Origin of the sequence: Actinobacillus seminis (assembly GCF_002263215.1) — a bacterium.
GTDB classification, from domain to species: Bacteria; Pseudomonadota; Gammaproteobacteria; order Enterobacterales; family Pasteurellaceae; genus Actinobacillus_B; species Actinobacillus_B seminis.
This window is the reverse complement of sequence record NZ_NLFK01000001.1, coordinates 13,651-39,925: the sequence shown is the minus strand read 5'-3', so window position 1 is coordinate 39,925 and position 26,275 is coordinate 13,651. Positions and strand designations below refer to the sequence as shown.

35 protein-coding genes and 1 pseudogene are annotated in these 26,275 nt (G+C 40.3%); 1 reads left to right on the top strand and 35 read right to left on the bottom strand.

Going from position 1 to position 26,275, the window contains the following annotated elements; all coding sequences use genetic code 11:
* Positions 1 to 172: 172 nt before the first annotated feature.
* From CFY87_RS00265 to CFY87_RS00250, 4 genes are all read right to left on the bottom strand, one after another.
* Positions 173 to 526 (bottom strand): type II toxin-antitoxin system PemK/MazF family toxin, encoded by a 354-nt coding sequence (locus CFY87_RS00265; protein WP_094945332.1) that lies wholly within the window; start codon positions 524 to 526, stop codon positions 173 to 175.
* Positions 526 to 786, bottom strand: coding sequence for an AbrB/MazE/SpoVT family DNA-binding domain-containing protein (locus tag CFY87_RS00260; RefSeq protein ID WP_236757302.1), 261 nt, complete (start codon positions 784 to 786; stop codon positions 526 to 528). The genes CFY87_RS00265 and CFY87_RS00260 overlap by 1 nt, the downstream gene beginning before the upstream one ends.
* Positions 787 to 1,106: 320 nt before the next feature.
* Entirely contained in the window at positions 1,107 to 1,412 is a 306-nt protein-coding gene (locus CFY87_RS00255; RefSeq protein WP_094945331.1) for a YafQ family addiction module toxin, read from the bottom strand.
* A 3-nt stretch (positions 1,413 to 1,415) separates the two neighbouring features.
* Positions 1,416 to 1,706, bottom strand: coding sequence for a type II toxin-antitoxin system RelB/DinJ family antitoxin (locus CFY87_RS00250; RefSeq protein ID WP_012340733.1), 291 nt, complete (start codon positions 1,704 to 1,706; stop codon positions 1,416 to 1,418).
* 272 nt (positions 1,707 to 1,978) lie between these two features.
* Here CFY87_RS00250 and CFY87_RS00245 point away from each other — a divergent pair, with 272 nt between their 5' ends.
* The gene (locus CFY87_RS00245; RefSeq protein ID WP_094945330.1) at positions 1,979 to 2,305 is read left to right on the top strand and encodes a hypothetical protein; all 327 of its coding nucleotides are present in this window, start codon (positions 1,979 to 1,981) and stop codon (positions 2,303 to 2,305) included.
* Between the two features lie 151 nt (positions 2,306 to 2,456).
* On the opposite strand, the gene CFY87_RS00240 is transcribed toward CFY87_RS00245, so the two are convergent.
* From CFY87_RS00240 to CFY87_RS00095, 31 genes and pseudogenes are all read right to left on the bottom strand, one after another.
* A complete protein-coding gene (locus CFY87_RS00240) occupies positions 2,457 to 3,860 on the bottom strand; it encodes a conjugal transfer protein TraG N-terminal domain-containing protein (RefSeq protein ID WP_236757301.1) in 1,404 nt (467 codons plus the stop codon).
* A 10-nt stretch (positions 3,861 to 3,870) separates the two neighbouring features.
* A complete protein-coding gene (locus CFY87_RS00235) occupies positions 3,871 to 4,170 on the bottom strand; it encodes a hypothetical protein (protein WP_094945329.1) in 300 nt (99 codons plus the stop codon).
* Positions 4,170 to 4,559: a hypothetical protein gene (locus tag CFY87_RS00230; RefSeq protein ID WP_094945328.1), complete on the bottom strand. Its 390-nt coding sequence runs from the start codon at positions 4,557 to 4,559 to the stop codon at positions 4,170 to 4,172. Before CFY87_RS00230 ends, CFY87_RS00235 begins: the two co-directional genes overlap by 1 nt.
* Positions 4,546 to 7,347, bottom strand: a complete 2,802-nt coding sequence (locus CFY87_RS00225) for a conjugative transfer ATPase (protein WP_094945327.1) — start codon at positions 7,345 to 7,347, stop codon at positions 4,546 to 4,548. Before CFY87_RS00225 ends, CFY87_RS00230 begins: the two co-directional genes overlap by 14 nt.
* Positions 7,347 to 7,751, bottom strand: coding sequence for a TIGR03751 family conjugal transfer lipoprotein (locus CFY87_RS00220; RefSeq protein ID WP_094945326.1), 405 nt, complete (start codon positions 7,749 to 7,751; stop codon positions 7,347 to 7,349). The genes CFY87_RS00225 and CFY87_RS00220 overlap by 1 nt, the downstream gene beginning before the upstream one ends.
* A gap of 11 nt (positions 7,752 to 7,762) precedes the next feature.
* Positions 7,763 to 9,186: pseudogene (locus CFY87_RS00215) on the bottom strand (TIGR03752 family integrating conjugative element protein).
* The gene (locus CFY87_RS00210; RefSeq protein ID WP_094945325.1) at positions 9,173 to 10,093 is read right to left on the bottom strand and encodes a TIGR03749 family integrating conjugative element protein; all 921 of its coding nucleotides are present in this window, start codon (positions 10,091 to 10,093) and stop codon (positions 9,173 to 9,175) included. The pseudogene CFY87_RS00215 and the gene CFY87_RS00210 overlap by 14 nt, the downstream one beginning before the upstream one ends.
* Positions 10,094 to 10,732, bottom strand: coding sequence for a PFL_4703 family integrating conjugative element protein (locus CFY87_RS00205; RefSeq protein ID WP_094945324.1), 639 nt, complete (start codon positions 10,730 to 10,732; stop codon positions 10,094 to 10,096).
* Complete coding sequence (locus CFY87_RS00200; protein ID WP_094945323.1) at positions 10,733 to 11,101, bottom strand: TIGR03750 family conjugal transfer protein; 369 nt, start codon at positions 11,099 to 11,101, stop codon at positions 10,733 to 10,735.
* Between the two features lie 42 nt (positions 11,102 to 11,143).
* On the bottom strand, positions 11,144 to 11,473 hold the full coding sequence (locus CFY87_RS00195; RefSeq protein ID WP_419670233.1) for a DUF2976 domain-containing protein: 330 nt from the start codon (positions 11,471 to 11,473) through the stop codon (positions 11,144 to 11,146).
* A 97-nt stretch (positions 11,474 to 11,570) separates the two neighbouring features.
* Positions 11,571 to 11,816, bottom strand: a complete 246-nt coding sequence (locus CFY87_RS00190; RefSeq protein WP_094945321.1) for a DUF3262 family protein — start codon at positions 11,814 to 11,816, stop codon at positions 11,571 to 11,573.
* 10 nt (positions 11,817 to 11,826) lie between these two features.
* Positions 11,827 to 12,105, bottom strand: coding sequence for an integrative conjugative element protein, RAQPRD family (locus tag CFY87_RS00185; protein ID WP_094945662.1), 279 nt, complete (start codon positions 12,103 to 12,105; stop codon positions 11,827 to 11,829).
* 525 nt (positions 12,106 to 12,630) lie between these two features.
* Positions 12,631 to 12,912, bottom strand: a complete 282-nt coding sequence (locus CFY87_RS00175; RefSeq protein ID WP_094945320.1) for a type II toxin-antitoxin system RelE/ParE family toxin — start codon at positions 12,910 to 12,912, stop codon at positions 12,631 to 12,633.
* Positions 12,909 to 13,088: a hypothetical protein gene (locus tag CFY87_RS00170; protein ID WP_041604593.1), complete on the bottom strand. Its 180-nt coding sequence runs from the start codon at positions 13,086 to 13,088 to the stop codon at positions 12,909 to 12,911. The genes CFY87_RS00175 and CFY87_RS00170 overlap by 4 nt, the downstream gene beginning before the upstream one ends.
* Before the next feature lie 192 nt (positions 13,089 to 13,280).
* On the bottom strand, positions 13,281 to 13,970 hold the full coding sequence (locus tag CFY87_RS00165) for a TIGR03747 family integrating conjugative element membrane protein (RefSeq protein ID WP_094945319.1): 690 nt from the start codon (positions 13,968 to 13,970) through the stop codon (positions 13,281 to 13,283).
* Positions 13,970 to 14,329, bottom strand: coding sequence for a hypothetical protein (locus CFY87_RS00160; RefSeq protein ID WP_094945318.1), 360 nt, complete (start codon positions 14,327 to 14,329; stop codon positions 13,970 to 13,972). The genes CFY87_RS00165 and CFY87_RS00160 overlap by 1 nt, the downstream gene beginning before the upstream one ends.
* Complete coding sequence (traD, locus tag CFY87_RS00155) at positions 14,326 to 16,557, bottom strand: type IV conjugative transfer system coupling protein TraD (RefSeq protein WP_094945317.1); 2,232 nt, start codon at positions 16,555 to 16,557, stop codon at positions 14,326 to 14,328. The genes CFY87_RS00160 and traD overlap by 4 nt, the downstream gene beginning before the upstream one ends.
* Positions 16,557 to 17,069 (bottom strand): integrating conjugative element protein, encoded by a 513-nt coding sequence (locus CFY87_RS00150; protein ID WP_094945316.1) that lies wholly within the window; start codon positions 17,067 to 17,069, stop codon positions 16,557 to 16,559. The genes traD and CFY87_RS00150 overlap by 1 nt, the downstream gene beginning before the upstream one ends.
* 15 nt (positions 17,070 to 17,084) lie before the next feature.
* On the bottom strand, positions 17,085 to 17,795 hold the full coding sequence (locus CFY87_RS00145) for a lytic transglycosylase domain-containing protein (RefSeq protein WP_236757300.1): 711 nt from the start codon (positions 17,793 to 17,795) through the stop codon (positions 17,085 to 17,087).
* Positions 17,774 to 18,523, bottom strand: coding sequence for a TIGR03759 family integrating conjugative element protein (locus CFY87_RS00140; protein WP_169711599.1), 750 nt, complete (start codon positions 18,521 to 18,523; stop codon positions 17,774 to 17,776). Before CFY87_RS00140 ends, CFY87_RS00145 begins: the two co-directional genes overlap by 22 nt.
* On the bottom strand, positions 18,516 to 18,821 hold the full coding sequence (pilL2, locus tag CFY87_RS12000) for a PFGI-1 class ICE element type IV pilus protein PilL2 (protein ID WP_236757299.1): 306 nt from the start codon (positions 18,819 to 18,821) through the stop codon (positions 18,516 to 18,518). The genes CFY87_RS00140 and pilL2 overlap by 8 nt, the downstream gene beginning before the upstream one ends.
* On the bottom strand, positions 18,815 to 19,144 hold the full coding sequence (locus CFY87_RS11995; RefSeq protein WP_236757298.1) for a hypothetical protein: 330 nt from the start codon (positions 19,142 to 19,144) through the stop codon (positions 18,815 to 18,817). Before CFY87_RS11995 ends, pilL2 begins: the two co-directional genes overlap by 7 nt.
* A gap of 107 nt (positions 19,145 to 19,251) precedes the next feature.
* Positions 19,252 to 19,698, bottom strand: coding sequence for a hypothetical protein (locus CFY87_RS00130; protein ID WP_094945313.1), 447 nt, complete (start codon positions 19,696 to 19,698; stop codon positions 19,252 to 19,254).
* Between the two features lie 168 nt (positions 19,699 to 19,866).
* Positions 19,867 to 20,109, bottom strand: coding sequence for a hypothetical protein (locus CFY87_RS00125; protein WP_094945312.1), 243 nt, complete (start codon positions 20,107 to 20,109; stop codon positions 19,867 to 19,869).
* Positions 20,110 to 20,210: 101 nt separating this feature from the next.
* A complete protein-coding gene (locus tag CFY87_RS00120; RefSeq protein WP_143226150.1) occupies positions 20,211 to 20,525 on the bottom strand; it encodes a hypothetical protein in 315 nt (104 codons plus the stop codon).
* 182 nt (positions 20,526 to 20,707) lie between these two features.
* Positions 20,708 to 21,355 carry a DUF3560 domain-containing protein gene (locus tag CFY87_RS00115; protein WP_094945310.1) on the bottom strand — a complete coding sequence of 216 codons (648 nt, stop codon included), beginning with the start codon at positions 21,353 to 21,355 and terminating at the stop codon, positions 20,708 to 20,710.
* A 112-nt stretch (positions 21,356 to 21,467) separates the two neighbouring features.
* On the bottom strand, positions 21,468 to 21,605 hold the full coding sequence (locus tag CFY87_RS11600; RefSeq protein ID WP_158216591.1) for a hypothetical protein: 138 nt from the start codon (positions 21,603 to 21,605) through the stop codon (positions 21,468 to 21,470).
* Positions 21,606 to 21,624: 19 nt separating this feature from the next.
* Entirely contained in the window at positions 21,625 to 21,879 is a 255-nt protein-coding gene (locus CFY87_RS00110) for a hypothetical protein (RefSeq protein WP_094945309.1), read from the bottom strand.
* Between the two features lie 97 nt (positions 21,880 to 21,976).
* The gene (locus tag CFY87_RS00105; RefSeq protein WP_094945308.1) at positions 21,977 to 22,375 is read right to left on the bottom strand and encodes a hypothetical protein; all 399 of its coding nucleotides are present in this window, start codon (positions 22,373 to 22,375) and stop codon (positions 21,977 to 21,979) included.
* A gap of 80 nt (positions 22,376 to 22,455) precedes the next feature.
* Positions 22,456 to 22,941, bottom strand: coding sequence for an STY4534 family ICE replication protein (locus CFY87_RS00100; RefSeq protein WP_094945307.1), 486 nt, complete (start codon positions 22,939 to 22,941; stop codon positions 22,456 to 22,458).
* A gap of 761 nt (positions 22,942 to 23,702) precedes the next feature.
* On the bottom strand, positions 23,703 to 25,733 hold the full coding sequence (locus CFY87_RS00095; protein WP_094945306.1) for a DNA topoisomerase III: 2,031 nt from the start codon (positions 25,731 to 25,733) through the stop codon (positions 23,703 to 23,705).
* Positions 25,734 to 26,275: the final 542 nt, after the last annotated feature.

Here is a 26,275-nt window from a genome sequence, read left to right as displayed (position 1 = left end):
GGACAATAAAGGCGTCAATGCAAGACGCCGAAATCAAGAAGCTTTTTTTTTTTTTTTTAAAAAAAGCTGTCAACATACTTCAACGACTCACTCAAGCAGAAGATATAACAAGATGAATTAGACAAGAGTATTGAGGATGAAAGAAAAATTTATAATCATATAGTTATAAAATTTAATCTTTAAGAATTGCTTCAATAATGTCCTGTGTTTCAGCTAAAATATAATCAGGCACCGATTCCACTTTTTTTGCATTCCTCCCTTTAAAATCAATAATTCTGGATTGGTAGGCCACAATAACACCTTGTGTTTTACAACCTGTCCCACTTAGTGTTACAGCAAAACCATTATTTCTCGCAAGTGCTGCATTACCTTGTGTAATGGGTGCAATCATCATAAATCCTAGATTATGAAAAGTATGATCACTTAGTACCAATGCAGGACGACTCTCCCCTTGTAACTCGTTTCCTACAACAGGATTTAAGCACACTGTAATAATATCTCCTCTTTTAAAATTGTACTTAGCCATTAAATTTCATTCCCTATTGGCGTAAGTGAATCCCATTCTTCAATAACGGGGAGTTGTTCAGAAGAAGTCATTGCAATACGTTCAGCTAAGGTGAGTCTTCTTTTTTTCGGCTGATTAGGCACAATAACAATTTTGATTGTTTTGTCATTTACCTTTTCCAGCTCTAAAAAATCCCCCATATTTAAATTCATCGATTCAGCAAAGTCTTTCGGTAAACGAATTGCTTTACTGTTTCCCCATTGTTTTACTTGTAATCTCATATTTATGCTAGGCAAAACGTTTATCTTTCGATAAGCGAAAATACTGCCTCTCCTGAATTCATTAGTCTTTCCTTTAAACATATTTGTATCATTTTATGATACAATTTTAGTATAGCCTTATTTTTTGTAATGTCAAATGATTACATAAAGTCCTTGTAAATTGCCTATTCCTATTGACTTTTAAATAATGTTAAAGAGTTTTCAAAAGTAGACCAACCTTTCTTTATCAGACAGTGCCGTAAAACCACGTCCTTTAGGGCGTGGATATAAGGCACAAATATGATATACTTCTTACTTCCTTTTAAAGTTGTTAAGAAATTCTATTTTAAAGCGGTTTGTGAGTGGGTGTTTAAACGAGCAAATTTCAGCTCATCAAATTCATCGTGTATAACGTGTTGGTAAATCAGCACCAAATCCCCTTGAATATGGCAATCTCGATAACCTTTCCATTCTCCAACTAATGCGTGATCTTGATAGCTTTCAGGCAATGGCAAGCGGTTTAACAAGCAGTACATTGCTGTAATATATTTCGTTCCTACTAGCACATTTGGGTAACGTTTTGCCAAATCAGTCAAATCTCTAGCAAATTGTTTAGAGTAACTGACCTTTAATTGTTTACTAGACATTAGTTACCCGTTAAGAATGCGTTTTGTAAACTCTTCGACAGAATAATTTTCTCCAGCTTCAATAAAAAAGCTCTCTGCATTACCGCTATCTAATTCGTCCATAGCTGCTAAGGTTTCTTTATTTGGGCGAAGATAATTCAAATCAACAGGGATAGAGCGAGTCTTGGCAATTTGAGCCAAAAACATATTAAATACTTGTGATGGTGTAAGACCATATTGTTCAATGACCTGATAGGCTTCGGATTTAGTTTGCTCAACTGTTCTAAAGCTGATAGACGCATTTGTAAGTGCCATAAGTTTTCTCCATAGTATTACATTGAAAGACTATTATAGTAAGAATGAAGTTAAAAATCTACATTTTTAATGAGATTAGGGATTTTTATAGGCTTGCAATCGTTGGTTAAAAGACTTATATTACTCTCACTCAATTAGGTGCTTCGCTACCGAATAATGCGAGTTTTACAAGTAGGTGTTTCGCTACCGAATAATGCGAGTTTTAAAGTAACAGCAGTTAGTGAGTTTTTAGACAAAGCGTCATAAATTTACCTTTACGAAAGGAGGACCCAATGACCTTTTCAGAAAAAATTGGCTATAACCTTGGAAGTGTGATCAACAAATTTAAACATTGGCAGGCATCTAAATGGCTTAAAGCAGTTATTATTCTCGGCATTTTTAGCCTGTTTTTCGGTTTGTTTTATGTAATCTATCACTTATTTGCATTAATCTTCTGTTTCGCACTTTGGGTTGCATTTCAATATCTTCCTAAAGAGGCTCAACAGTTTATTCGGAATCTGCTCTCAACGGATAACGATGAAGATACTAGTGATGGTTATCGCAATGGTCATTCTGGATTCGGATTTTATAGGGGCGATGTTATAAGACGCAAGCAATGATGATAAAAAATAGCAAAATCATTTTGATCTTGCTATTTTTCTATTAGAAATAATTTACTTAATTCCTTTAGTTATCGTCTCTATTCCTTTTGAGCCACTTTTTTGAACTTGTCGTGAGCTTTGTGCAAAATTATCAGCTAACTCTCCCACATTAAAACCAGCCCAAGACATTGACCCAATCCAAACACCCGGTAAAATCAAAAACATCGCTCCTAACACAATTACTCATAATCATATTATCGGTGTCATTTCGCAGGAAACTCCAGAACGAATCTGTATCTGTATGACTAGGTGAATGGTACATGATAGTATAAAGAGACGAATCTAACCATCTAGCCAACTCCCACCAAAATGACGTAGTTACTAATGCAAACTGCACAAACATCAACGTCACGATCGCTTTTAAAGAATACCCACTAAACACAATAACAATCGGTGTTAAAATAATGACCGCCATAATAAGTACTGCTTGGATCATAGGTAATGAATTTCGCATTGCATCAAATCCCGGATAAGCAACTAAGCTCCCCGCGGCAACACCAAGACCTGATACCGTGGATGTGACGCGATTAAGATTCGTAGGATTTAAGTTTCCACCGTACCCCTCATATACTTTCCCTCTGGAGATATTGATATTTTCAGGGCGTAATAAAGTGCGAAGTAATGCTTCATCTTGAATATTCGCATTAGTAAACATTTCCCCTAATCTCACCGTTAAATTTTGTCGCATATCCGAAAGTAGCATATCTTTTAACCCCACTTGGCTGTCTTTCCACCATGCATCACAATGAGGGAAACCGCCTCTGCCCGTATTGGGTAGCCCCTGATCGCGGTTAGGCTCATAAGCCCAACGTTGCATCGGTTGCATTGCTCGATAACGGGGGTAAAGTTCGCTATTGTTCACTAAAATTTTCCCACCAAGCCAGCTCACTTCTCTAGCTTGTGCCGCATTCATTGACACTTGGCTATCTAACACTTTACGACGAGCAGGCAAATAACATTGCTGCACAAATTGACGTACTTCGGTCAACAGTGCCGGATTATTAATTTTTTCGTGTTGCACCTCAAAGCGGATTTGGCGTAAATCAAGCTTGCAAGGAATGATTGAAACCGCACCGTGTGAAATCCCCTTATTGATGGCGTGCATTAATCCCCATAACAGCGGTGCTTTGGCCTGTTTACCGGCAAATTCACTCACCATACTGGCATAACCTGTTTTTTCAGGTGCTAACGGCACTTTATAACCGCAACGTTTTGATTGCTCCACATTGTAAGCCATATTATTCAACGAAATCGGCAACATTGGGGCAAGGGTCAGCACAATCACCAGCATTGCAGGGAAAAATTGTATGCTTAACCAATCAATTAATAACTCTCCTTTATTTCCCTCATCAGCCCCTTGTTTTTTCACTTCAAGCCAAGTTTTAATCAACATTCCGATTAACGGGGCAATAAAAAGCCCGGTACTCACCAACAATCCAAATAAGCCATTATTAATGATCCAGCCGAGTAACGTCAGGAAATATTCGAGATAACTATCCACATTAAAGGTCATTTTCTCCTCCCTATAAACGATACAATAAATTGAGTCCTTCGATAACAAGAATAACCAGTGCGAGCAACCCGATTGCTTTGTGTGATAAGAGACGATAACGATGAATTTGATAAAGCAACGCTATCATTACCACGTACAGAAAACCTCGCCAAATCAGCCAATAGTTTGCACTTTTCTGCAACCACTGATTAAGATTAATCCCTGGCATATAGATCATCACTGCCACCCCAAAAAGGAGAATGGACAAAAAGAGAAGCACGCCCAGTACAAGTGCGGTCAAAAATTTACGTATTTTTGAATGGTTTTTCATTACGTTTCCCCGCCAAATAGTCCTGTCGGAATGGTTGGGGAAATCCCTATTTTTTCGCTTAAGGCATAGGCAAACCAAAAGGCATCAATGTCATCGGAAACACTTAAAGAAAGACGTGTGGAATTCATCTCGCTAACAAATTGATAATATCCGCCAATATTGAGTAAAAGGTAGGTAATACCTTTCTCGCCAATCACTTTAATATGCCACGCACGTTGCTTGAACACACGATGCGGATACAAAATAAACTGCCGTACGTCCCCTACTCTTACCAAAATCTGCTCGCAAAGAAGCACCACATCTTGCAAAACTGGAGCAAGATTAAAGGGGCGAATAATTGGGTCAGCTTGAAATAAGAAGCCGACACGACTTGTCTTAGGCTGGCTCATAAATAATTCCTCTCGCTTTATCAATCTGTTTTGCCATTATCAAGGCTGCATCAAGTTCACTGCACTGATGCTCAGCCATAATGGCTCTACGCTGTGCTTTTTCGTGTTTTTCTGTCATACCCAGTGCCAAGTAAATACTCGGTGGCACAACACGGAACAAGGCTTCCATATTGGTCGCCAACACCACACCTTCGGTATATTTCTTATCAGCTTTTTTCGCAGAAAGTAGCATCAGTTTTTGTGCTTCAGACAATCGGCGAAAACGGTTTACCTCTTCGATTTCATCATTGGTTAGATTAAGTAATTCCCACCATTCAATCATACTGAGCAATTTCTCTGCCTCTTTCGGAAAATCCTCCATATTTTGCGTAGCAAGCCATAACCAAATCCCGAGTTTTCGCCACATTTTTGACCCTTTTACCAAGAACTTGGCGAGCAGGGGATTGACAGTGATGATATGGGATTCATCGGTAATATTGACGATGGGACGGAAACTATGTTGATATTTTTCCCCAAGACTGTTGATATGGTTGATCAAGGAAATATAGGCAATGGAAAGCTCGGCTTCATAGCCTTCTCGCGCAAACATGGCTAAATCCACAAGGGTGATATCTGCTTCCGGCCAAATTTCCCCTTCACGGTTAAAAAACTTCCCATTGATTCCGGTACAAAACATATCCATCGCTTCCGCCATTTCAGCCAACCTTGCACGCCGCTCTTCCCGCGTATCGGGGTGTTGGCTCAAGGCTTCTAAGGCATCTCTGACATCGCCTGCAAGAGTTTGTCGCCCCTCTGCATAGGTTTTTTCTGCGGCTATCATAATGGCACGACGAATTTGTGCACGGTCGGCACGGCTCATTTTATCATCTTCTTTTAGTTCGCCCCCTGTGATCATCAAGCGTGTGGTCAATTCCATTTCAGCCAATAAATCACGTTGCTCACTGCCTTCTTCGTCCTCTTCGTCATCAATGACCGCCTCAACATCTACGTTCATTTCAAGGAGTTTATGTGCTTCGGAAAAAAGCGGTAAGGCAATATCACTGCTCGGCTCAAGGGAAATACGGTTTACCGTTAAACCATAGCGTTGAGCGTAATCGGCAAATAACCCAAAGGAGTTGCCTGCCTCAACCACAAATAAACGTGGCCGATGTACAGCCATCAGTTGTGCCATTTGTGCATTCAGTGTGGCTGATTTTCCTGATCCTGTTGGTCCTAACAGTAATTTATGGGCATTTTTAGCTCTGTCTTTTGGATTAATGGGATCAAAATCCAAGGGCGAGCCACCGCGATTAAAATAGGTAATACCGGGATGCCCGGTGCCGGTCTCTCGACCAAATACCGGCAACATATTGGCAAGGTGTTGCACAAAATAATACTTGGTATAGTAATGGGTTTTCATATCCAACTGTGGATTGAAATTCATTGGCAACCAACGTAGATAACTGTTCAACGGGGCAATTTCGGCGTTTTCTTTGACGGGAACAAGATTATTACTCAGTAAAATAGTTCTAAGTTCACGAGAACGTCGCTTGAGTTCTTTTTCATCTTTACCGTGGATATAGAACGCAAGACCGGCTTGATAGAGTTTGTGACCATCTTTAAGGTATTCCATTACGGTTTTGACATCTTGTTTCAGGTAAATCGATTCATAATTTTCACCTACTGCACGAGAGCTGATTTTTTCAAGATGTGCCTCTAATTTGTCTTGAGGATACACCACAATGGTCGTTACCATAATGGTCGATTCCGGCAATAAGTCAAATAAGGCATTAATATTCTTGCCACGTCGTACTTCACCGGTAAAATGCCCAATAGTGGGGGTATTTCTTAAGTTATCGACAACCACTACTTCATGGGGAAACCCATCAAAATACCAATAATCCTTTTTGCTTTCAGGCTGGTTATAAAAGAGATTTTCAGAAAAATCTTGCCCAATAAACGGTAGATCATCGCTTATTGGTTGATGCAGTTTGTCATAGCAACTGCCATTATCGAGATCAAAAGACATCGCCGGATTAGGGTTAAACCAACGTAAAAGCCATTGATGAATTTGCTCGCCGGTTTGACGCGTTAAATGAAGACCTGCGGTCGTTAATGCCCCAACCACACGCTCGCAGGCATTATTTAAACTTTCTACCGCACTTTGCTTTTCGTTTTTACCCACATAGCGATAAATTATCATTCGGGTGCGACGAATACGTCCGGACCAAATGGTGTTGGTAATACGATCATCTACAAATAAGCCTCCCGGTTTACTTATATCCTTTAAATGCTTTGCCGTGTTTTTCAACCATTCTTGTGTAAACGCACTTTGCCGAATGTCAGGGCGAATATAGGTGTTCAATTTCTCTACATAAGAACGTAAGTCTTGTTCATCTTGACAATAAAACTGAATAACATACGGATAATTATCTAACTCATCAAAGCTGTCTTGAAGCGCGTCTTTAACAAGGCTGCGCACACGACTTAAATAGTCCTCGCTACGTCCTTCAGTCCCAATAGGTTTGACATCAAACACCACACCGACACTACGTACATCATCTAACAACATCACTCCTTCTTGTTCTAAAAATTCTCCCCAAGGCAGATAATCCACAAAGGAGGGCTGTTTACCGTATAACCGTTTATGATGTGCCGCTTGTGTGAGTTTACCGGTCCGTTTCACTGTCTCATTGCCAATCACATCTTCGGCATTCGGTTCAATATTTGCACGACGTTCTGATTTTTTAGCGAGCTTATCTGCCTTATCCGGAAAAAAAGAAGATAACACATCCTGCATCAATCCCATTATAGCCCCCTTGTCCGTTCACCCGGTTGGGCATACTGCACTCGACTATAAAACGGGATGGCAGTCGAATAACCCGGTACCGGCATCGGTTCTCCACTAGCCGATAAATGCGGATAGACGTACATAATTAAATCCGGATTAGGTAATTGCGGGAACAGATTTTTAATTTCGTTTTCAGCGCTTCGAGTATAGCTTTGCTGTTCTCTTGCCGGGACATAGCTCACCGGATCGATGCGACGATTATTACCATCTCGATAAACCTGCAATTGCCCATCGCTACTGCCTTTGTTCCAAATATCACGCATTGTTTCATTACCTGTTGGTAAGAGTTCTTTTTGTGAGGTTGAACAAGCAGATAGTAAAAAAGTGAAGCCGATAAGCGTTAATAACGTGATTTTCTTCATTGCATTATTCCTTAATCAAGCTGAGGTGAACGGGACAATTGACTGTATTTCACTTTACGTCCTTTGACGTCGTAATCAATATCAATGGCTTTATCAATATGAATGGCAACAGGGTGTCCGGGTGGCACATAAATAGCATCAAAATTTTGCCCATAACGCTCTTTAAACCAATTGGCAGTTTCTTGAATGCCCTGACCAAGTGCCTGACCAACCACATATTTACCTTGTTGCCCTGTAACCGCTCCTACAACTGCATTACCATCGACTACGGTTGTGGTTTGTGCTTGAGAATAGCCTTGTGCGGCAGCACCTGCAGCGGCCAACAAGAAATGCGTACCTAAATATTCCGGGGCATTGGTTTTTCGCTCACCGGGAATGCAAGGGATACCGTGTGGGTCTGATAACCAGCCAATTTTTTCATTCCCTTTGCCAGTAGTGACAATCCGCCCGTCATTGAACACAAAGGTCAGACTTTTTATATCCCCTCGTACGCAAGATAAGGTCCAATCCCCTGTCGCTGTGCCTGACACAATGGCTTGTTCAATATCTGGCAGTTCAATCCCATTAGCAATTAAATTGTCCCGTCCAATAATAGCTTTAAACGGATAAGGGTCATTCACTGTGTTACCGATTGGGATACGTCCTAACAAGGCAGTCATAGAAGTTGATCCCATCAGCGTTGAGTTTTCAGGAATGGTATAAACGGCAATTTTAGTTTTTGTTTTTCACTCGATGAACCTCGGGAGGTTATGCCACGGTCATTCTCATCGCTACCTGAAATAAAAGGTAACCCTTTTTTGCCTGAAGGGGCATTAAGCCCATTAAGGTTTAGAAAGCCAATTTTAGCCGGGTTACGCTCATCTTCAATTTGATCATCGGGATTTACCCATTCAATGCGTTGCACGTTTTCTTCTGCCTCCATTCCTACTTGCCCATTTCCAATAGGTAACGCAGTATCTTCCTCAACGCCAATACCATTGGCTGTATTGCCCTGATAAGCGGTTGGTCCGTTAGACTGCGAACGCCCCGCTACTAATTGCGCCATTTCTTCGCGAAGCATCGCAACCATATTTTGTAGCTCTTGCGTTCTGCCTTGCACCGCTTCATCAACTTGTTGCTGTACATCTTGCTCACGTTTACGCAAGGCTTCGTTCTCTTTGAGAATTTTTTCATTTTGCGAGATCACTTTCTCATAACGACGGTTACTTTCTTTTGCCGCACCAATTAATGTGCGTACCGTGTCATTTTTCGTATCACCCTCTAAACCAAGTTGACGAATTTCTTCAGGCGTAAGATCTTTAAGTGCGGTATCCAACACATTGTGTTTTGCTTTTGAAGGCGATGATGACGAACCGCTAAACAACAAATAAGATACGCCCCCAACCATTAAGAAAATAATCGCTCCAATGACAATAAACATCTTATTGGCTTTCATTTTGTGCCTCCTCAGCTGTTGCCGAACGGGTTTGCTCAATCACTTTTTTCACAACAATTTTGGTGCGTTTTACTTTTTTCGGTGGCACATATTTTTTAGATTCAGGAATGATGGCTTGATTTGGACGCCCCTCAGTGACCAAATAAAGGGTTGTGGTGTCTTCTGTTGAACCAAAGCGCCCTAACCAATGATGTTGAAAGGTCGCCGCATAAAAACGCCCTTGTAACTCACGAGGGTCAAGCTCAAGACGTGAGGTACCTCGATTTTGTAAACGAACGGCAGTTACCACATAATCGCCCAACTGCCAGCTCATCAATGGCGTGGCGGTAACAGGATACGCAGGTAGCAAGGTGGTAATTTTTGAAGGCAAGCCGTGAGCAATCCGGCGAATACCCGGAGCAGGTTCGACCGTACGCAGTGGGGCATAAAGCATTTGTGCGGCATAACGGGTCAGTGCCGCCGGCACGGGTAGTTGCGGTGATGCCGGTAAGTTTTCTTCTGTCGCCTCTTCATCTTGATTTAAACTGCCCGATTGATTTTCTAATTTGCCCTCATAAATCAAGCGAATAGTTTCTTGTGGATTAACTACCTTTTCTTTTGCAGTAACATCCAGCAAAATGATTTCGTTTGTCAGCACATCTTTGAACTGTAACCGTGCGGTAGGAAAGGGTTCTAAGGCTTTAAGATACACCGCACCACCTGTTGATTGTAAACGGATTTTTCCCTCCAATGCTTTGGGATAACCCACTTTGACGTTTTTATCGACCAAAATCACCCGCTCTTTCTCCACCTGTAAATCAATCGGTAAAGGCAGACGCTGCCACTTCATTAAAAGCTCTGCTTGCACATTACACGCAATGACGGTACAACAAAGTGCGGTCAAATTTCGTAAGGTTTTTCGCATCATTTATTTTTTCTCCTCACTCTCGCTTGCCTCTAAACGTAATGGTATTGAGGCATAACAGTTAAAACCTAATCCCCAAGGATTACGCTTTGAATCAATATCCATTCGCACGATACTGATAGGGAAACGGGTTAAGACACGTTTAACGGGCTCATCTTTGTAGTATTCATCAACACTTAAATCCAAATTCACCGTCCAGCTATCTCGGCTATGGACAATGACACGATCATCACTAAATCCCCGTCCCGGGATTTCATACACACCTCTGACACGATCACGCAATTCACTATGACGCTGTCTGTCTTCATAATCCTGTTGCAAAAAAGCCTCGCAAGAGGGTGTTAAAAAAGGTTTTAATGCTTTAATGTTTTTTTCATAGTCTTGGGTACCATCCAGTGTCCAGCGATTGAGCTGCTGGAAAGTTTGATATGCAAAAGCATACACTGTTGATGGCGGTACCTCCCACCAAGGACGCTGACTTCCTGCTCTTAAATCAGGGGGAAGTAAGATTTTTAAGGTACTTGGGAAGGTGTATATGATAAACATTAAGGCAAAACAGATAATCGTCATGCAAATGATAGCAATTTTTGCTACCGTTAATTGACGATCTTTGTGATTGAGTTCACTTTTTAATCTACTCATCTAAAACAGTCCTTTTGAAGAACGACGAGTGGCCCAAAAGCCTACCCGTCGAATAAATTTATTGCCGCCTAAAAGCGAATCCTTGCGTTCTTCAATCAGACGGTTTAAATAGGCTTCCGGTTTGCCCCGTTTTAAGCGTGCAAACAATACTTTGCCAATCAGCACAAAAATAATGCACATTAACATCGCAAGAGCTGGAGCGAGAATCCAAGACAGTCCAATCGCCCACAGTACAAGCCCCAAAACTAGTCCCATCGCAAATCCAATTGTAGCTGCAATCCCAAATTCAGGCACCGTCATACCACCGTACACGGTAGCTTCTCGATTAAGTCGAGTGGGTAAAAATTGAATCTCTTCTTGATTTGACATAGCGTATCGTTATCCTGTGAGCAACGGGTAAGTAAAATAGAATTAGAAAAGCCCAACGGCCATCTTTATCAACCAGAGTGAGAAGAAGATAAGAATAAAACCAACGATCAATGCAACAATAAACGGCCCCCAACCTTTTTTATCATTTTCATCGGTTGCTTGGTTGTAAGTTTTAATTAAGGCTCTAACGACGGTTAAAATACACCAAGCCCCAAATAAGACGGCGGCAAGGGTTGCCAATGCCTTAGCCACAATAAAAATAATTTCCATAGGATCTTTTGTATTGATATCTACTCCGGGAATTTTAAAATCAGGAATTTTGCCTGCATCAGGTCCTGCTGCTAAGGCATGTTGCATTGCACCAAAAAACATGACAGAGAATGCCAAATAACGTTGTGAACCCCATTGCCAAGCACGTTTTACTTGCTGAAAAAAAGAATGAAAAAGAGTCATAATTACCTCTTAGAAATCAGTAAACGAAAAATATCACCACAACGATAAGCACCGTTGCTCCTTTAAGAATCAATTTTAAGTAGTCAAAGATGTCATTTCCGTTAAATCCATTAAATAACCCGCTGTAACCTTTTTTGATTGCCCACACATAAGCAAACAGCAACAATGCCACGAAAATAATCGCAAAAAAGGCACGAAGCTCTGTAGCATTTAAGCCACTGGCAATTTCAAAGGCGTTAAGTGGGGTATGAGCGCTTGCCATACAATCCTCCTTAATATCTTAACTTGGTATAGTCTTCTTGTAAGCGACGGAATGCTTTGGGATCGCGAGGAATGGCACGTTTTGGATTGATATATTGGTTAATACCGCTTTTAATCGCATTAATATCTCGACGTGCAGCCTGATAATCAAAATATTCACGGTTTTTCTCCGAGGTCTGAGCAACTGCCTCCGCTCGAGTAAGCGAAAGCTGAGCAGCTTCAAGCTGCTTGATAGCTTGGGCTAACTGTGCTTTTTCTGAGGCTTGTACAGTCAATGTCATCATAGACATAGAGACAGCGAATAAAACCTTTTTTCCTGACGTATTCATCGACAACTCCTTAACTTAATTTGATTCGACTTAAGGTTGCCAAAAACGCAATGGAAGTTTAATGAGAAATTCTATTCAGAATTGAGAGAATTTTTAGGAAAATTTCAAAAATGGGGACAGGAAATACAATCCTAACGCCAATGTCCCCAAACCCAGCATAAAATAAACACTGCTCCAAAGGTATTGGCGAGGCTCACGAAAAAGATGGCTTATCCCTACAAACGTATTCATACCACATATCATAAGTAAGATGATACTCAGATAAAATAACACCATAATAAACTCCACTTAATACAGTGTAATAGCCAACAATCCTGGATTGTTGTTCGTTTATAAGCACAAAACACTTTGCAAGCCCTTTTTTTACATCTTGAGAAACATGCCTATGAAAGTAGTTTTCTAAAGGTTCAACTGAGCAAAAAAATGAGCTTCAAAAACGGTTTAACGGAGGCACTCTGGGTAGACAAGGATTATTTCTATTGCGTTTTAACCTATATTCAAGCCTTTAGGATGAAAAGCATAGATCATTACATAATCCTTTATTACTAAAAATTTTACAGAATGTCCGTTTTTCAAAGGGAATATGTGAAACTTTCCATCGTTATAGGCAGATGCAATATAACTTAATTTTTCGGCTAAACGCTCAATGTCATCAATAAATTTATCCGCAACCTCAGGGCTTTGACTTTGTTCCTTGATATATTCTGCCTTATCAAGCAACTGAAACCGAGCTATTTCAGACCAACGAACGATGTAATCTTGTTTCATCTCTTCAGTGCCTTACGCAAATCTGATACGACTTCTTCGTGCGAATAGGTTTTTATTTTACCGGTTAAAATACCTTGCAAAAAACGCTGTTCCTCCGTCAAAGAATGCTCAAACGAGGACAAAATTTCTTGTTCAAACACTGCTAATGATTGCTGCTGTAAATGACGCTCCCTCATTACTTTCATGATCTGTTTTTCCTCTATCATTCTGAGTTTTCTAAATAATTTGTCCTTTTGATCCTCTCCCTCTCAGAAAGGCTTAGGGAAGGAAGGATATCAACGAGTAAAGTGCTAACGTTTTAATTCCTTATCGCTATTTATAATCATTATATACTAGAAAAGGTGGTAAATCGTCTTATTTTCTCGTAGTTATAAGTATTTTTTAAAGCTCGCTACGGTAATGCAAATCGACAGCCCAAATAAAAATGCGGCAGGTATTAAAATGATATTCGGGTAAACTGAAACAGGAATGGACAGATAAAGTACCCAAGATCCTATCATCACAGGTTTAATATAGCGTCTTGCATGGTGATACAAAAAACTTGATTCTCTTCCTGAACCAAATTTACGCAAATCACGCCTCATTAAGCCTTCCGTAAAACCCGCAAAGGCAGCTAATAAAAACAAAGGACTGGTAAAAATGATCACAATTAGCCGCACTACAAAAGTAATCGACACATAAATGACAGACTCTAAATACGCTCGCGTATAATGGTAAATCAGGTATTCCCAATCGCTGTGTTTGTTAGGCGACTGTAACCAAGGCTGAAACCCTGTTTTCACAAACAGCCAATCATGCAAAGTAAGGGTGATAGTATTGGCAAGCTCACTTGGTGAATAACCAAAGAGGCTACGTGTTGTACTTTCCGAAATCCAGCCTAATTCCTGAATCATCATCGCTTGGCTATGCAGATAACCCTGTTCTGACCAGAAAAATGCAATGCCTAACCATTCAAAGAGAATACTCAATAATAGAGAAATCAACAGTGCAGCAAGCAAGGCAGATAATGTGTAAAACAGCCCTTTTTTCTTGACTTTTTTATTCGTCTGTTCGACCATTATTGTAAGAATTCCTTATGACTCACACAACAATGAATCAAGGCATAACCTTGTTCATTTTTACTTGAGACCAAGTAAAAATAAGCACGTTGATGCTGAATATCCTCTTCCGTTATCGGCACATCACTCGCTGTCCAGAGAGAAATTCCCTCATCAGCATATTTGGTTGCAAATTGATGAACGGAATCATTACTTTCCACCCAATTATTAAGATAAGGCTCAAAATAAAAGAGCAGATCTTTTGAGTTCGGCAATGCACAAGAGACGGCAAAATCCGCCTCAAAGTCAATATATTGATTAGGTAAATCTAATAAGTTGGTTTCTTGTTCAAAGGCGTTAGTTTCTTGTTCAAAAGTCATTCTTCCTCCATATCCTGTTCATCCGTATCGGCTTGACTTATCGGCTCGGCTTCATCATCTTCAGGCAGATCAATATCAGTACCCCAATCTAAATCGGCTTTTGCCATTTTTTCCTCTGTCACCATATTTTCAAATGAATCGGCAATATCCTTTGACGGCGTATAGTCTTTAAATGCCGGCTCCCACCAATTCACGGTAACGTGATAATTTTTTTGCATATTATCCAGTAACGCCTGCATTGACGGCGGTATCAAATCTTCCTCATCAATAGCAGGTAACGGCATTCTTACCTTATATAAGGTACTCCCGTTCATCAAGATAAAGGCCTGTCCTTTCGGCAAATTGGTGATATTCGCCACATCGAGCAACGGCACTTCTTTTTGCGAGATGCGTTCCCCGGTATTTGAGGTAAAGGCTTTGTCGTCATCCGGATTGCTGGAATCAGTGAAACTGGAGGTCACCATGCTTTGTAAAATCGTCACTTTATGCAGTTGATCGGTTAATAGTTTCGCCGTTGCCGGTGATTTTACCCGAAACATGATTAACGTATTAAAGTTACCGATAGTCTGTTCCGCCTTAGCCCGATTGCCAAGACGAGCTTCAATATCAGCAATGGTTTGAGTATAAGCCGTGACCTGCATTCCGGCTCCTCGCCCCTTATTAATCAACGGAATGAATTCATCACCCATCAACTCGTTAAATTCGTCACAATGTAAATTGATTTTAACCGACTTTGACTGACTTTTAAATGCCTCCGGCAACCCTTCATCTACTCCGTGTTTATAGATATGTCCTGCCATAGACACGAGATCGGCAAACATACTATTCCCAACCGCTGCAGCAACGGTTGCATCCGATAGGGCATCCAGCCCCACATAGACAATGCCCCGTTTACGAATCACCTCTTCCCAATCAAAAATCGGTCGTTCATCATTCACATCTGAATAATTTGGTGATAGTAACTCTTCGATTTTCCCTGTCGTCAATTTTTCCAAGAGCGGTAATAACGACGCCACAATTTTATCAAAATAAGTTTTATCATAACGCACTGCTGTCGCCAACCCCTCCAAGACGGGATCGAAAATTTTATTTTCTAAAATATATTGATTAATCACCCAAATCAGCGGACGGTCTTTCATACCAAAGGATAAATTTTTTACATCAACGCCTGCAGCAATGGTTAATAGCTGTGGCCAAAGTGCGGTATCCCGAGCATCAAAATAGGTTTTGGCGTAATTCAGAAAAAGGGAATCAATATTTTGTACAAAACGAGAAATTTGCGAATAATTGGGACGTTCGCCCATTTCAACCAATGCTCTTGCGACAATATTCACAAAACGCCAAGCAAATTCTTTAAATGCGGCTGAATTTCCCGCTCCACTTAATTGTCCTGAAATTCTTCCGGCGACCTCTGAAACTCGCCCAAAGCGACCAATGGGGTTATAGCGTGCCGACTTTTCAGGATAACCGAGATGAAACATATAAAACTCCTTATCGCGTCCTGCACGTTTCGCCTCTGCATACATCCGTTTTAACATATCCGGGTCGCCTTTCGGGTCGAAGAAGACCACAACTTCGCGATCTGCTTGCATTTTACCTCGATGAATATCTTGTGTCACTAACACCTCGGCAAAACGGGTTTTACCTACTCCCGTTGTGCCAAAAACAGCGGTATGCCCACCTCTTGAATTGAGTGGTTGCATAACATCAATTTCATTTAACTCAATGCCGTGAATCGCAGGAATACCCTCAACCGGCGGTAAGGGTCTTACCGGATTAAAGCGTGAATCTGATGTTGTTAACTTAGTAATTAGATTTTCGTGATGTTTTTCATACTCTCTTGCCATATTAAATAGCTTAGAGGGACGTAAGTATTTTTTGCCATCGGCGGAAAAACAATCATAGAGCCGCTGGGTGTGTTCCGGTTGCCATTCAAATCCGCGACCTAAAAATAAGAATTTTTTATTTACCGGAATTTGACAGCTGGTTAGGGCATAATGAGGCAGACGCTTTAAATTACGATGATAACGTACAATACGCCAACCTTGGCGAAAACGCAGATAGCTTATCCCACCAAAACCCGCTGCAAGACCATAGCCAATCATTGGGTTTAAAGCAAGCGACCAAGGTGCGAGCGCACAAATATAGGCACAGGCGGCGTGAGCTGCAGCAGGATAAAATTCCACAGGTGGACGCAGTAACCCTTCTAATAAATACTTTGATGCCATTATTGTGATATTCCTGTTTCAGTGATCAGTGCGGGATAATGATTCAGTTTCAAACGACGACTTAAATCGTCCGCAGCGGTTGGTAATAATGGTAAATTCGGAGCAAGTTGGCGTAGCCCGACCAATTCCTCAAGGGTTGTCACATTCACTACTAACCCCACCGCTTGATTGGCTAATAATACGTCATAATGTTGTTTAAGCCATTGACGAGATAAGTTATCGACTCCGACCAAAAAAAGCGGTGACATTCCGGTAAGATCAAGGGTAACAGGATTGACTTGACCGGGAGTTAAACGATGAGATACCACAGGAAGCATATCTGCTTCGGTAATCATATCAGGAATGGCATTTGGGAAGTTGGCAGCACTTTCATCAACTTCAGGCTGAATTCCCTCATAAAAACGCACCGCACTTTCACCGCCTAAATCGGCAATGACGGGCAGCTCTGCTGAAACGATACTCGCACCCAAAACAAATATCATGCCCAGCATGATCAAACGAAATCGGTTCATTTATTTTCTCCTCATTTACTTTGGTTCAATCCAAACAAGCGTTGTGTTTTGTGGTTCAATCCAAAAAACAGCTTGATTTTTCACCGCACTTTTAGGTGTAACCCAAGTATAGTTTTGTTCATTTAAATGGATTAGGTTATTGGCGATTTGTTTATGTCGTTGATAACGCTGTCCTTGATAAGCGAGAAATTGTGCAACCGACATACCATGACGCATACCATTGCGACGCATATTGCGAATATCTTCAGTATTCGCACGCCCCAATAATGCACGATACAATCCCTCCAAACCAATGTTATGGGCAAGATAGAGATGTTCATCCGTTGGCTTAATGCCTCGGAGTGCAAACTGTTCTAAATGCCAACGGGCTAATAAGGCTGTCGCATGAATGTTTGTGCGGTGATGATGTCGCGGATCGGATTTTGTGCCACGATTTGAGGGCGTAATTAATTGCATCCCTAAGGCTTTTCCCCGTAGGGTTTGTGCTAACCAATTCCAGGTTTTTTGCGTAAATTGTCCAACACCTAATGCTCCTGTTGGTGAACGTTTCCCATACCAGCCATCTTCCATCTTCACCAAACCTCTTAACATCTCCTCACTCACTTGATAATGTCGTGCCGCATTATGAATATCTTGATCGATGTCTTGACCAAAGCTAAACGCCTGTGCCGAAACTATACAGGCATTCAATAGAACAACAGCTGCTAATAAACGAGTGATTGCCATTGTCCATCCTGTTGAATTTGGAACGCTGCGGGCATTTTGCCTTTCGCATACTGCAACCAATAGCCCGTATCGTGATTTAAGGTGATTAACTGTTTTTTCACTTTAATCGGATCAATGTGATGCTTTCTCGCCCACTCTCGAATGGCTTTGTCATTGTTGCTACCGACAACATAAATATCAACAGGCGTATTTTTATCGACATGGGTGAGGATACGACTTATATCGGCTTCGCACTTAGCACAATTATCTAAACGGGTAAAATAAATCACCCGTCCGGCAGATTGAGAAATATGCGGTTCAACCTCAAAAGGCAATTCATTAGGATAAAGTTTGGCAAAGGCTTTGTCATAAGCACGTTGGAATGCAAGTTCCCGCTCAACACGTTCATACATTTTACGGGCTAAGAGCTCGGCATATCGGGTACGTTCTTCCTCTGTTTTAGCTTCAATACCCAAAGTCGTTAACGGGTCAAGATTTGGCGACCATATTCCACGTTCCCCTTTTTGTAATTCAAGGTAACGTTGCCATTCTTCAGTGGTCAGTCCCCATTCTTGGGCTTTTTGACTCAACTCTGTTTGATTGAGTGATTTAACATCAAGGCTTTTTTCAGTCGATAAGGTACGATTGGCGGTCTCATAAAGCAATCGGTTACTTTGTGTTGGATCCGCCTTCGCCATACTGCTTACCACTAAAAATGATAAAAGGGATAACTTAATAAATTTATTCATCAACCACCTCGGTTTGCGTTGTGGTTGAAATAATCTCAATACGTTTTTTATCCGTTTCAAGTGGTTTTTCGCGAGTTTTAAAACACACTGTACGGGTAATATCATTTAACGTCACATAATAGGCTGGGCCCGCAAGCATTTGTAGTGCTTCACGCAACTTAATTGGTCCAAATTGATGATGGATTTTAGGGAGTGGCAGCGAAAAGAGTGATGCGGTTTGATTAAAATGAGAGCCTGCACAAAGACGTAATCCTGTTCCTGACAAGGTACGAGTTAAACCCTGTTCAACCGTTACCACATTGGATCTTTTTTCTTTGGTAGCATATTTACCGTAACCATCTGCTCCAATAAATATTTTTGCCCCTCCTCCGGAGAGGTATTGACGAGTGTATAACGCCCCTGACGCACAATTTGGGTTACCGGCTCAGGCTCATCAGCATACTGATAAATATCCGGCACAATAGTTTGTTCTGTGATAACCGGCGATGACTTAATGCTTTCAGAGACAGAGCCGGCTGCCGGCAATGGATGGGTTTCCACGTTGGATACTGTCTCTTTTTTCGGATGTTGAACACATCCGATTAAGGCAAGGCAAAGCACACTAGCGATTATTTTTTTCATTTTTCTTCCCCAAGGTAGCAATTAACGTTCGTATTACTATGGAGAAGATAATCTTGAAGTGGAATAATTTTTTATTATGGCAATAGAAATAAAAAGCGATGATCGGCTTAGTGTTGATACCAATAGTCAAAATCTGCATAACGCCCCGCTAATCTTAACCAAAAATTTATGGGTAGCGTAGGAATTTTCCCTCCAATTTCTAATTTTTTGAAGGTATCCAAAAACAGGGTAATAGGAAACGTAAAACGGGAAACCGTTTTTTGAGGGGAAACTGAGGTTAGATCAAAGTATTTTTTCTGTATCAGAAAAGCAAAATTTTCATCACAATAATTGCATTGAAAGGTGATATGATGAGTAGGATCAATACGTGCATACCAAGGTGAATAGAGGTAAGGTTGATGTGGAGAGGACTCAATAGCACAAACAACTTGTTTAATCCATTGGTCAGGAATATTAGGGGTAAATCCTTTATCTTTTAACCAAATGAGGCTTTCTATCATCTCTTTTAAAGATAAACTAAATAAGTCATCGTGATGACGAAACAAAATTTCCACGGTAGTGCTCCTCAATAACGGTGATAACAATCTTTTACTATACGGGAGAATTTTGTTAAACAAATCAGAAATTCATTTTTGCCAATAGTTAAAATAAGAGAAATAACAAAAAGCACTCAAAAATGACGATAAAAAACCCGTTTATTACATAATAAACGGGTTCGTGAGTTAATTTTGCTTACATATAACAGGATTACCTTTAGTGTCAACTTTTACTGTTAAAACCTCATTTTTTATCCTTAAGTAAGTAACATCATCAATACAAATTTCTTGTATTTTTGAATGAGAAAAAATCGCCTCACCTGTCACTTTCTCATATATCAACTTAACGAATAGTGAAAGAGCAATAACGACTAAAACAAAAAATATTCCTCGTAATAACTTAAGTGAATATTCATTTTCATTGTGCATAAGTTTACCTCAATTTTTATTCAAAATTTCAAGGAAAACCTCCCATAGGGAAAGTTTCCCTTATGGGATATAGTACGACGAACATTCGCCATACCGGGACGTTAATGTAATATGGATTTGATTTCTTCCACTTTTGCCATAAATTCATCAAGTGTAGTTATGGCGTCTCCGTCAATACAAAAATGGCTATCAAGGTCATTTACAAAGGTAGAAACATCAATGTGTTCGTCATCTTCGTCTAAATCAAGCTGCTCAAAGAACAGACTTTCCAACCTATCAAGAACAAGGCTTTGGTAAATGTTACCCAGGTGAGGAATTTCCTCACAACATCGTGCAACCGCCCAAACCTCGTTATCTTCGACACTGACATTAAAATGAAAGAGAATCTCTTCCCAACCTGCTAAATCTTCACTCACCCCGTCAATATAAAGTTGGGGGTACAATGCTATAGGTTCTGTTGTAGTACATTGTATTTCTCCTAAGAATCAATCAGAGAGAAATACCCCTAAAGGAAAGTATTTCCCTCTAGGGTTAAGATAGTGTATGGGTAAATAAAGTGCGGTGCTATTGCAACACACTTTTTAGATTTTTAGATAAATTAAGCCCAAAGTAATGTCGCTAATTCCACTTTTTTTGCCAATTCATTGACTTTTTTCTTGGCGTAAGTGAGTGAATAGCTACACAGACGTTTATCCGGATTATCCTTCAAATCTTGATGGTTTTCCTTGGCTTTAGCCAATTCAAACTGAAAATATGCAAGACTTTCCGGCATAGATAAATCGATAACTTCTGAACGCTCTAGCCAATAAGGGATTTTGTCCTCATATTGCTCGGCTTTTCGCATTTCTTCGACGGCTTTATCCATACGTCCGGCATTGCGTTCAATTAAAGCACGGTGTCGTCTTTCGCTATGATGTCCCACTTTAATAGGTTCACCTAAGCGTAAAAACTCACGTCCTTCATTTGCTGCTTCACAATACTTTTCGCTACGCGTTTGTGCATTATCTGCCACCGTTTGATAATGTGCTGCTTTTTTAAGTGCATATGTCTGATGATTTACGCCATCGCAACGCACGAAAGAATAAAAATAGAAGTCATCTTGTTGCTTCACAAGGTTGTAGATTTCTACTTCCGTTTCTTTCCCATATTTACTGGTTAGTGTGACAATATCCCCTCGTTGATGAGGTTCGGGACATTTCGCCAAAAACACGTTTGGGACAAATTTTGCATAAGTGTTAAGTGACATAAGATATTCTCCTAATAAAACGGGGAATATCTGCCCCACAAGGGAAAATATTCCCCTATGGGTATAAATTGAAATCGACCTATTCAAAAATAGGCGGATTTAATGTGAAGAGTTAACGGGGTTTGGCTTGTTTATCTGCTTTCACGTTTTTTCCGGAAATCAGCTCCCAATTCGCCCAATATACCAAAGCGGTAAAAGTGCCTGCCACTAGGACTAAAACACTTGACACCCCTAATAACCACCAGTTCATACAAGCCTCCTTAATGACGTTACTTCGTGGTGCGTTTAACTGATTTATGTGTCTTTTTTGAGATTATATCTGCCACATAATTGAGAAGCAACCCCAATAGCCAAAAGGTAATACCGACAGTTAAGAGTACGAAAGCCTCTATTTCATCAATATTATCTTTAGCTAAGACAAAACCAATTAATCCAACACCGGCGATGGTTCCCGCTTTACGAAAATCCTCCGCAATATATTGCAACGTTTTCGCTGGAATTTTGTTAAAAAATTTGTGAATCATATTGTTCACCACCTTTCATAAAATTAAGGGAATGACACCACAAGGGACATCATTCCCTATGTGGGGTTGAGTGAATGTTAAAACAGACAATCAACGATTAATCATCGCGATAAATATCACCTGAAACCGTATTAACTGCCCCCTGTATCCGTTGTGCTTGTACATCACCATTCACGGTTTTAACACTACCTGACACATCGCCGTGTATCGACACATCACCATTGACCGTTTCAATGCGTTCGACATTACCTGTTACCGCAATATCAGTGACATTGCCTGCATCAATGTGATTTACATTGCCAAAGACTTCAATGTGTAAGACGGGTGCCTTTTCAAGCACAATCACCTGACCATCAATGCTAATCTGTGGGGCTTGAATTGACACTTGTCCATTCTCTATTGAAATAGTTTGTGATGAGGCAACCATATTTTTCACATTGCCGTGAGCAATCTGAGTGAAGACAGGTTTTCCGTTAACATAAATACCTTTTTTCATTGTATTCTCCTGCTAAAAAGAAAAATGAGGATAAAGAAAAAGGCTGACAAACGTGCCAGTCTTTCCGTTGAGTGTAATGATTAAGCGTTTGGTGTGGCTAATTCTACTTCGGCATTTTCAACATTTTCTGTCTTTGCTTCAGTAGGGCTGGTATATTTGAGCTCACCATCAATTTTAATCATCTTGATGTTAATCAAGCGACCTTTCAATGCCACGCCTGTATCGCCTTTCTTGTGATTTTTCCCCTCTTTTTGATAGGTAAAAGTATCAAACCGAAGGTCTGACATCACAAATGCAATCAGGACTTTTTTGTTAGCATTTACAGCATCTTGACAACGTTTAACCAGATTTTCCGTATCTTTCCCGGCAACATTACAGTTGAAAAAACGGTATTCAGGCTGAGAAGAATCTCCTACTAATGCGGCAATATCGCAAGAGTAGAAAGGTTTTCCTTTTTGAAAAGGTGTTCCTTTTTTCGGCTCAACTAAACGAATATTGTTTAAATAACCTAAGCCTGTTGTGTGAAGATTGAAATATTTCACTTGTTGTGAATTTTGAGTAGACATAATGTTTCTCCTAAAGTAAAAATAAAAAAAGCGGAGAAACACTCTTACCCAACACGGGAAAAATGTTCCCCGCTAGGGTTAAACAGATGAGGTGGCATTCCTGTTTTTCACAGAGTCATCTTTTCAGAATGCTGATGACATTTCGGCTGGTGTTAACACAACTACCACAGCGGGCTAGTCCGTTGCTCTTTCAAGTGTTTGGCAACTTTTAAGAGCTACAAAGTAGCGACTTAATATCTCCATTTAACCGCAAATACCCCATAATTTCATAGCAAAAATTAAAAAGACAAATAAAATAATTTTGCCTTACAAAAACAAATAAGCCATTGATGACACATTTCATCAATGGCTTATTTGCTTTTTAAGATGACAATCTGAAAAAAGATTGTGGAAAATTGACCAATATAAACGGATTTTTGAAATCATCCCATCTTCGTTACAATGTCTGATTTCTTATCTCATCTACCTGATTACATTGTGGTCTTTAATCAGTACAACGGAGGCATCTCAATTGATACAAAGGGCACCCAATTTTTCACCAGTGGGCTCTGGCCAAGAGAAAGAAGCAACGTATTGCTAAGTCGTCATACCATTTAATAAAATGCTATCAAGACTTAGCAATAATCACGCTATTGTCGATAAAAAGATAAAACACACACTCCCGGTATCACAGAACCCTTTTTCAGAGTGCTAAGGGTATTTCGGCACAACATTGATGACCGACAATGTTAAAACGGTTTACTTTTGGCTACCATACTACCTTATTTGACGGATTGACGCAAATTTGCAAATTGTTGTGAAAGGTTGACAGGGGTAACTTTTCCGGCAGATGTTTTTCTTTTCGCACTCGATTCAATATATTTGCATGTCGGATAACCCGTACAGCCCCAAAAATCCCCGTTTTTTCCTTTCATTTTTCGAAGTGGCTTACCGCATTGTGGGCATTTTTTTATATCGATATTGTCCATTTTGATACCTTGATGTCCACAGGTTTGAATAAGATGGCAGATAAATTGTTCTTGCTTTTGCATAAATTCCTGCAAGCTCATTTGGTTCTCGGCAATTTGATTTAATGCTTGTTCCCATAATGCCGTTAACCCCGGATCTTTTAATACCGTCGGTAAATTATCAATCAACATCACGCCCGCATCTGTCGCCACAATGGATTTCCCTTTTTTCTTGATATAACCGCGATCATAAAGGGTTTTCATAATACTTGCCCGAGTAGCCTCTGTCCCGAGTCCTTCCGTTTCGCGTAATTGTTTCTTTAGTCGTTCATCTGTAACAAAACGGGCGACATTCACCATTGCCGTGAGCAACGTGCCTTCCGTATAGTGTGCAGGCGGTGTGGTTTTAAGTGATTTTACTTCCGTATTCATCACCTTCAACATTTGTCCACTATTCAGTATTGGCAAACCTTGTTTATCTCCCTGCTCATCTTTAGATGCCCGAAACAATGCTTTCCAACCTGCAACCACAATCACTTGACCTTTTGCGATGCATTGATACTCTCCACAAGATAACCTAACCCGGGTTTTATCCACTTCAAAGTGCGGTAAAAATTGTGCGAGATAACGCCGACGAATTAAGTCATAAACGTTAAACTCATTCTCGTTCATTTTAGCAATATCAACCGGCTGTGTTGTGGGAATAATCCCGTGGTGAGCGGTAATTTTTTTATCATTCCAAGCGCGGGATTTTTGGTTCAAATTAAGCTGTACCCGCAAAGGTTGTAACTTGGGATCTGAACGCATAAGACTGTTAATGACCTGAGGCACTTCAAGTAATTGTGCTTCAGGGAGATAACCGCAATCTGTACGTGGATAGGTAGTTGCTTTGTGTTTTTCATAGAGGGATTGTGCAATATCAAGCACTTGTTGCGTCCCTAAATCATAAAGGCGATTACATTCTGCCTGCAAATCACTTAATGCAAAAAGTAACGGCGGACTTTCTTTTTCCCGTTTCGTTTCTACATTCTGCACACGCAGTTGACCCGCTTGACGAATCTGTTGATCTGCTTGCTGAAGCACCTTTATGTCTAAACAACGCTTCTCTTCATCACAATATTGTTCCGGTACAAGAAGCGTTGCATCAAAAGAAGAAGTATTGTCACCGCTTACCTGAACCAACAAAGCATAATGAGGAGTAGGAACAAAATGAGCAATTTCCTTATCTCGATTCACCACCAGTGCCAATGTGGGGCTTTGCACCCGTCCCACCGAAAGAGGTGGACCTTGATAACCTTGTTGTTGTGCCAGAAGCGTAAACATTCGACTAAAATTCATTCCGATTAACCAATCTGCCCGACTACGCGCAAGCCCGGCATAATAAAGCGGCAAGGTTTCTTCATTGGTTTTAAGCCGGCTGAGTGCTTTACGCACACTGATTTCATCAAGTGCGGTGATCCATAGTCGCTGAATATGTCCACGATAACCCGCAATGTCTAATAACTCACGGGCGATAGTTTCCCCTTCACGATCAATATCGGTTGAAATCACCACCGTGCGTGCTTTTTTCAGCAATGTCATCACGGTTTTATATTCTTTTTTTGCATCGGGTTTAGGGGAAACCTGCCATTGGGAAGGAATAATCGGGAGGGTATCTAATCGCCACGCTTTAAGGGCAGGATCGTATTGTTCTGGCGAAAATTGCTCAACTAAATGTCCTCTTGCCCAAGTCACAACGATTGTGCCATCAGCTGTAGATAAATATCCTTCCCCTTTTTGTGTTGCCCCCAAAACTTTTGCAATATCCCGTCCTTGACTGGGTTTTTCGCATAGAAAGAGTTTCATTATTTATCCTTTTATAAAAATAGTCATTCCAGGCATGACTTTCTAATCAATTAGATTGAATTTAAATTACTTTTAATGTAAAAATGATGATTAATTGTCATGAAATATAAGAGAGTTTTTCAGATCCTATTCACAAATAATGATTTCAGCTCTTTTCGACAACTGCTCATTGTATGAATAGCTAACAGCAGGTATTGGCATTGTTCACATGATGAAATATGTTCTAAATTTCCGCTTGAATTATTTTGGTGACGACTTACACAATTATGCCAATCATCAGGAAATACTCCTCCGTGGAGAATAACAAAATAATCTCTAATTTCATCAATTGAGGCTGAAAGCACCCAATTTTCTAATTCAATTTGATAGTCAAGCAAAACTTGTTCGGGTATCCGTGGATAAGGAGAAGATGACATAATAAGTGTTCATTTAATTATATTTCCGATAATTAAATAAAATCTCTTTCGCATAAACAACCATTTTTTCTCTTATGACTAAATTGAATTAATAACGAGCTTTATTCTATTCCTATGATAAAGTTC

Bases quoted from the DNA above. Each gene is read 5' to 3' on its own strand.
- CFY87_RS00265 (WP_094945332.1), bottom strand. From the start codon at position 526: ATGGCTAAGTACAATTTTAAAAGAGGAGATATTATTACAGTGTGCTTA.
- CFY87_RS00260 (WP_236757302.1), bottom strand. From the start codon at position 786: ATGAGATTACAAGTAAAACAATGGGGAAACAGTAAAGCAATTCGTTTA.
- CFY87_RS00255 (WP_094945331.1), bottom strand. From the start codon at position 1,412: ATGTCTAGTAAACAATTAAAGGTCAGTTACTCTAAACAATTTGCTAGA.
- CFY87_RS00250 (WP_012340733.1), bottom strand. From the start codon at position 1,706: ATGGCACTTACAAATGCGTCTATCAGCTTTAGAACAGTTGAGCAAACT.
- CFY87_RS00245 (WP_094945330.1), top strand. From the start codon at position 1,979: ATGACCTTTTCAGAAAAAATTGGCTATAACCTTGGAAGTGTGATCAAC.
- CFY87_RS00240 (WP_236757301.1), bottom strand. From the start codon at position 3,860: ATGACCTTTAATGTGGATAGTTATCTCGAATATTTCCTGACGTTACTC.
- CFY87_RS00235 (WP_094945329.1), bottom strand. From the start codon at position 4,170: ATGAAAAACCATTCAAAAATACGTAAATTTTTGACCGCACTTGTACTG.
- CFY87_RS00230 (WP_094945328.1), bottom strand. From the start codon at position 4,559: ATGAGCCAGCCTAAGACAAGTCGTGTCGGCTTCTTATTTCAAGCTGAC.
- CFY87_RS00225 (WP_094945327.1), bottom strand. From the start codon at position 7,347: ATGGGATTGATGCAGGATGTGTTATCTTCTTTTTTTCCGGATAAGGCA.
- CFY87_RS00220 (WP_094945326.1), bottom strand. From the start codon at position 7,751: ATGAAGAAAATCACGTTATTAACGCTTATCGGCTTCACTTTTTTACTA.
- CFY87_RS00210 (WP_094945325.1), bottom strand. From the start codon at position 10,093: ATGATGCGAAAAACCTTACGAAATTTGACCGCACTTTGTTGTACCGTC.
- CFY87_RS00205 (WP_094945324.1), bottom strand. From the start codon at position 10,732: ATGAGTAGATTAAAAAGTGAACTCAATCACAAAGATCGTCAATTAACG.
- CFY87_RS00200 (WP_094945323.1), bottom strand. From the start codon at position 11,101: ATGTCAAATCAAGAAGAGATTCAATTTTTACCCACTCGACTTAATCGA.
- CFY87_RS00195 (WP_419670233.1), bottom strand. From the start codon at position 11,473: ATGTTTTTTGGTGCAATGCAACATGCCTTAGCAGCAGGACCTGATGCA.
- CFY87_RS00190 (WP_094945321.1), bottom strand. From the start codon at position 11,816: ATGGCAAGCGCTCATACCCCACTTAACGCCTTTGAAATTGCCAGTGGC.
- CFY87_RS00185 (WP_094945662.1), bottom strand. From the start codon at position 12,105: ATGTCTATGATGACATTGACTGTACAAGCCTCAGAAAAAGCACAGTTA.
- CFY87_RS00175 (WP_094945320.1), bottom strand. From the start codon at position 12,912: ATGAAACAAGATTACATCGTTCGTTGGTCTGAAATAGCTCGGTTTCAG.
- CFY87_RS00170 (WP_041604593.1), bottom strand. From the start codon at position 13,088: ATGAGGGAGCGTCATTTACAGCAGCAATCATTAGCAGTGTTTGAACAA.
- CFY87_RS00165 (WP_094945319.1), bottom strand. From the start codon at position 13,970: ATGGTCGAACAGACGAATAAAAAAGTCAAGAAAAAAGGGCTGTTTTAC.
- CFY87_RS00160 (WP_094945318.1), bottom strand. From the start codon at position 14,329: ATGACTTTTGAACAAGAAACTAACGCCTTTGAACAAGAAACCAACTTA.
- traD (WP_094945317.1), bottom strand. From the start codon at position 16,557: ATGGCATCAAAGTATTTATTAGAAGGGTTACTGCGTCCACCTGTGGAA.
- CFY87_RS00150 (WP_094945316.1), bottom strand. From the start codon at position 17,069: ATGAACCGATTTCGTTTGATCATGCTGGGCATGATATTTGTTTTGGGT.
- CFY87_RS00145 (WP_236757300.1), bottom strand. From the start codon at position 17,795: ATGGCAATCACTCGTTTATTAGCAGCTGTTGTTCTATTGAATGCCTGT.
- CFY87_RS00140 (WP_169711599.1), bottom strand. From the start codon at position 18,523: ATGAATAAATTTATTAAGTTATCCCTTTTATCATTTTTAGTGGTAAGC.
- CFY87_RS11995 (WP_236757298.1), bottom strand. From the start codon at position 19,144: ATGAAAAAAATAATCGCTAGTGTGCTTTGCCTTGCCTTAATCGGATGT.
- CFY87_RS00125 (WP_094945312.1), bottom strand. From the start codon at position 20,109: ATGCACAATGAAAATGAATATTCACTTAAGTTATTACGAGGAATATTT.
- CFY87_RS00115 (WP_094945310.1), bottom strand. From the start codon at position 21,355: ATGTCACTTAACACTTATGCAAAATTTGTCCCAAACGTGTTTTTGGCG.
- CFY87_RS11600 (WP_158216591.1), bottom strand. From the start codon at position 21,605: ATGAACTGGTGGTTATTAGGGGTGTCAAGTGTTTTAGTCCTAGTGGCA.
- CFY87_RS00110 (WP_094945309.1), bottom strand. From the start codon at position 21,879: ATGATTCACAAATTTTTTAACAAAATTCCAGCGAAAACGTTGCAATAT.
- CFY87_RS00105 (WP_094945308.1), bottom strand. From the start codon at position 22,375: ATGAAAAAAGGTATTTATGTTAACGGAAAACCTGTCTTCACTCAGATT.
- CFY87_RS00100 (WP_094945307.1), bottom strand. From the start codon at position 22,941: ATGTCTACTCAAAATTCACAACAAGTGAAATATTTCAATCTTCACACA.
- CFY87_RS00095 (WP_094945306.1), bottom strand. From the start codon at position 25,733: ATGAAACTCTTTCTATGCGAAAAACCCAGTCAAGGACGGGATATTGCA.